This is a genomic window from Pararhizobium arenae (genome assembly GCF_001931685.1).
Taxonomy (GTDB): domain Bacteria; phylum Pseudomonadota; class Alphaproteobacteria; order Rhizobiales; family Rhizobiaceae; genus Pararhizobium; species Pararhizobium arenae.
This window is the reverse complement of sequence record NZ_MOOY01000039.1, coordinates 1-514: the sequence shown is the minus strand read 5'-3', so window position 1 is coordinate 514 and position 514 is coordinate 1. Positions and strand designations below refer to the sequence as shown.

The following is a 514-nucleotide window of genomic DNA, read 5'->3' as shown; positions in this document are numbered from 1 at the left end:
GCCGCTCCCGCCGAAATCACCGGAACTGAACCCGGTCGAAAATCTCTGGCACTTCATGCGCGAAAACTGGCTCTCAAACCGCGTCTTCAAATCATACGAAGACATCGTCGACCATTGCTGTGATGCCTGGCGGAAACTCGAAAGACAGCCTTGGCGCATCATGTCTATCGGACGCAGAGAATGGACCAATGAGTTCTGATCAGTGAGGATGCGTATAATTTGCTCTTTGCAGTGAGGACATCGGATTGTCGTCATGGGTCTGGCGAGTGCGCTGATGACAGCTCGACGGATAGCAGGCAGGGTGGGCTCAGGCGGCCCCTTTCGTCCTTGTCGCGTCTTTTTTTTCCCACTTTGCAGTCTGCAATCTGTGGTGCTGGAGGAAGGCATAGGCGATCATCGTCATGAGGGCGTGCCGATGTAACCCTTGCCATGATCGGCCTTCGAAGTGGTCGAGGCCGAGTTCCTCTTTCATCTGCTGATGCGCTTGCTCGCAAACCCATCTCGCCTTGATGGC

General features: G+C 54.9%; 2 protein-coding genes. One reads left to right on the top strand and one right to left on the bottom strand.

The genetic code is table 11. The features are described 5' to 3' along the window. Positions 1-199 (top strand): transposase (locus tag BLX89_RS23795; RefSeq protein WP_198935199.1); only part of this gene is annotated, 199 nt, incomplete at its 5' end. 108 nt (positions 200-307) lie between these two features. Here the strand turns inward: BLX89_RS23795 and BLX89_RS23790 are convergent. Continuing rightward, a partial coding sequence (locus tag BLX89_RS23790; RefSeq protein WP_143523759.1) for a transposase occupies positions 308-514 on the bottom strand: 207 nt, incomplete at its 5' end.